Genomic DNA, 3128 nt, shown 5'->3' on the forward strand with positions numbered 1-3128 from the left:
ACTGACGCGCCTTCCGCCACCCATCTCCTTCAGTATCATTCGTCACTCCCGCCGTCAATAACTTAATCAACTCTCCACTATCAGCCGGAATATCCCCAACTTGATAACCCGCCGCCTTGAGCGCGTGCAGGATTTCCACACAACTCTGAGGCGTATCCAACCCCACCCCATTCGCCAACCGCCCATCGCGAGTCGGATAATTAGCCAGAATCAGGGCTACCTTACGATCGCATACCTCCGTCTGCCGTAGTTTACTCCAATTTAAAGCTAATTCTGCCACAAATTTGACTCGATCGGGCACGGGTTCATACACCAATACATCCGTCTGAAGTGCCGAGTTCTGAGTTTGCACCGCCTTGAACGAAATCGCTCGCGTAATAATCCGCCCATCCACCTCTGGGAGAGCCACATTCATCGCCATATCGCGGGGTGTCAAACCCTGCCAACCAGATTGCCAAAATTCCTTCCCCGCACCGCTCAAAATCACCTGAAAAACAGGTAAATTCAACGTCGCCCACAAGCCAACCTGGGGCATATCAGTATCTAAACTTGCTAGGGAAAAACTCGTAGTATTGAGTAAAACATCCACACCCTGCTGACAATAACTAGTTAATACCCGCTGTACCACCGGATCTTTGAGCGAAGACACAAAGATCGGCACCGGAGTTAGCTTTCGATCGACTAATGCTTGACATAATGCCTCGATCGCGGCTAGATTTCCAGATAAATAGTGCGCCCGATAGAAGATGATCGCCGCCCCACCCTGCAACGGCATTCCCTCCGGCAGCCACCGCACCTCATCATAAATTCCCACACGCGGTACGGCTTCAGCCGCGCGATATGCACACTCAAAACCTAACCACCGACTGGCGATAAAATTCAATAGCTGACGGTAATTATCCACCCCACCTTCGATTAGGTATTGCCACACTCGATCGACATCCGCCAAACTCGCAGTAGAATGGCTCATCAAGGTCGGATCGGGACGCTCATCCCCTGGCAAAACGATTAGCACCGCTCCCGTCTGTCTGGCAGTCTCCTGAACCACTTCTAGCCCATAATTCCAGTAGGATTGACCCCCAATTAACCGGACGATAATTACCTTCGCCGCCGTCAGTACATCCTCGGCATAAGTATCGATCGTCAATTGCTGCTGGAGTTGCAACAAATTCACCACCCGCACCTGGGGAAAGTCTTCTGATAGCTGCGTTGTAGCGACTGCCAATGTCTGAATATCAGTATCTGCGGCGGTAATAAATGCGATCGGTGCTGGCTGTTGTTCGACAAAGATGACACCTTCAGCCGCAGGATTCCAACCACCTGGTATTGTAGCGAGACGATGCATTGATTTTCACCCTGACAAACAGCATCTCATTGTAACGAACTTGGACTTGGCAATATAGAATTAGATCTGTTATGTCCAGCTAATTTGAAAGTCATTAAACAACTTTGTTGCCGCAGCAGTCAGTCGAAGAATTATTAAGCCTTGCCCATGTCCAAGCCATTGCTGGGCAAGCTGGAGTAAGTATGTCTTACTTCGATCTGGATTATGGCTTTGATGGTACATTTCGCTCGATCCGTACCAGAGGCTCTAGGCTTGTAACTCAAGGATTGGCGGTAGATTTTCAACTCAAAGCATCTGTAAATTATCTAATTGAGTCTGAGTATATTGTCTATGACTTAGATGTGAAAAACTACAACGATCTCATCGATCGGAGATTGAGTAGCAGTGGCATTCCTTGTATTCTACTTTTAAAGACGCTTCCAGCCAATCGGGATAGGTGGTTGACAGCTTCCGAAGATTCACTAATTTTGGGTGGCGGTTGTTACTGGGCATACCTCAACGGCGAATTAAGCACTAACTCAAAAACTGTTAGAATTCGGATATCCAGACAGCAACTATTTCTACCTGAGTCTTTGCGGTGGATGCTCAACAATGTTGATAGTGGAATATGGCCATGATCGAACACAATCCAATTATAGACTTGAATCTATCTAAGCAAGATGTAGAGAGTTATATCCTCAGTCATGGTTGGCAGCAAGTAGATCATCCCAATCACAAGCTCCAAGTTTTTGCTGGATTGGTAGATAATGATGGTCGAGCAATTCGATTGGTGTTGCCGATAACCAACGATCTAAAAGATGCGCCTTTGCGGATTTATCAGGCGGTACAAACGATCGCAGATATCGAGGATCGATCGCTGAATGCAGTGGTTGCAGATATTGAAAAAGTTAAAGCATCACAATAAAATAGTGAGTCTAGTGAGTCTGAGGATCGGTGCTGGCTGTTGTTCGACGAATGTCTCAAAAGTTCTGCCATTTTTTTTATTCTTCAACTCGTGCTTTTAGCTCATCTACTAAACTTTTCATATAATCATCCTCCGAAATATTTAATATTATAACTGCCCCAAACCTTTATCTCGATCGATCATCCTACTCGATCTGCGTAACAGACTTCCTACCTGGCCGACGTTGGGAGATCTGAATTAATAATCTCTTATCTAGCTTCAACATTTTGCCGTAACCAGTTGGTAAAAGCATCCCGCTCTAATTCACCCGCAGCCAAAGCTAAAATCACCTGCTCCTGCTGATCAACCATAGCCTTAATCTCCAGCCGATTCAACACCAGAAATGTCTCCATTGCCGCGTGTCCAGCACGTTTATTGCCGTCAACAAACGGATGGTTCATCACAATCGAGAATCCCAACGCCGAAGCCTTTTCAATGATTGTAGGATAAAGTTCTTCACCACCAAACGTCATGCGTGGTTGTGCGAGAGCAGATTCTAATGCACCCAACTCGCGGATCCCGCCATTTCCAGCTACCTGTTCCAGGATTCCACGGTGTAGCTCGATTACTTCTGCTAACGTTAGATAACGGATCATGCTAACCGACGATAGAGTTCGGCATTTTTCTTGAGGACATAACTTGCTGCTTGAGTAAACTCATCTTGAGGACGAGCTAGCCACTCTTCTATATTGGCACGCAGTAAATCTTCTGGTGAAACTTGGCTTTCCTGTGCTAATTGCTGCAATTTCTGAAGTTGCTCATCTGGAATAGTGACTGTGATAGAAGCCATCGATAATTCCTCAATATTCTAGATATTTAATATTATAACCACTGAGATCG

The 3128-nt window shown here is 46.2% G+C and carries 5 protein-coding genes; 2 read left to right on the forward strand and 3 right to left on the reverse strand.

Annotation, left to right across the window (positions count from 1 at the left end):
- The coding region (locus RMO55_RS19625; RefSeq protein WP_310429463.1) for a cobaltochelatase subunit CobN at positions 1–1345 on the reverse strand (1345 nt) is incomplete at its 3' end.
- Between the two features lie 107 nt (positions 1346–1452).
- On the opposite strand from RMO55_RS19625, the gene RMO55_RS19630 reads away from it, so the two are divergent.
- Both RMO55_RS19630 and RMO55_RS19635 read left to right on the forward strand, forming a co-directional pair.
- The gene (locus RMO55_RS19630) at positions 1453–1962 is read left to right on the forward strand and encodes a DUF4365 domain-containing protein (protein WP_310429465.1); all 510 of its coding nucleotides are present in this window, start codon (positions 1453–1455) and stop codon (positions 1960–1962) included.
- Between the two features lie 23 nt (positions 1963–1985).
- A complete protein-coding gene (locus RMO55_RS19635) occupies positions 1986–2249 on the forward strand; it encodes a hypothetical protein (RefSeq protein WP_310429467.1) in 264 nt (87 codons plus the stop codon).
- 248 nt (positions 2250–2497) lie between these two features.
- Here RMO55_RS19635 and RMO55_RS19640 read toward each other — a convergent pair whose 3' ends face one another.
- Both RMO55_RS19640 and RMO55_RS19645 read right to left on the reverse strand, forming a co-directional pair.
- Positions 2498–2884 carry a type II toxin-antitoxin system death-on-curing family toxin gene (locus RMO55_RS19640; protein ID WP_310429468.1) on the reverse strand — a complete coding sequence of 129 codons (387 nt, stop codon included), beginning with the start codon at positions 2882–2884 and terminating at the stop codon, positions 2498–2500.
- The gene (locus RMO55_RS19645; protein ID WP_310429470.1) at positions 2881–3078 is read right to left on the reverse strand and encodes a ribbon-helix-helix protein, CopG family; all 198 of its coding nucleotides are present in this window, start codon (positions 3076–3078) and stop codon (positions 2881–2883) included. Before RMO55_RS19645 ends, RMO55_RS19640 begins: the two co-directional genes overlap by 4 nt.
- Positions 3079–3128 lie beyond the last annotated feature (50 nt).

Source organism: Chamaesiphon sp. VAR_48_metabat_135_sub (genome assembly GCF_031418915.1).
Taxonomy (GTDB): Bacteria; Cyanobacteriota; Cyanobacteriia; order Cyanobacteriales; family Chamaesiphonaceae; genus Chamaesiphon.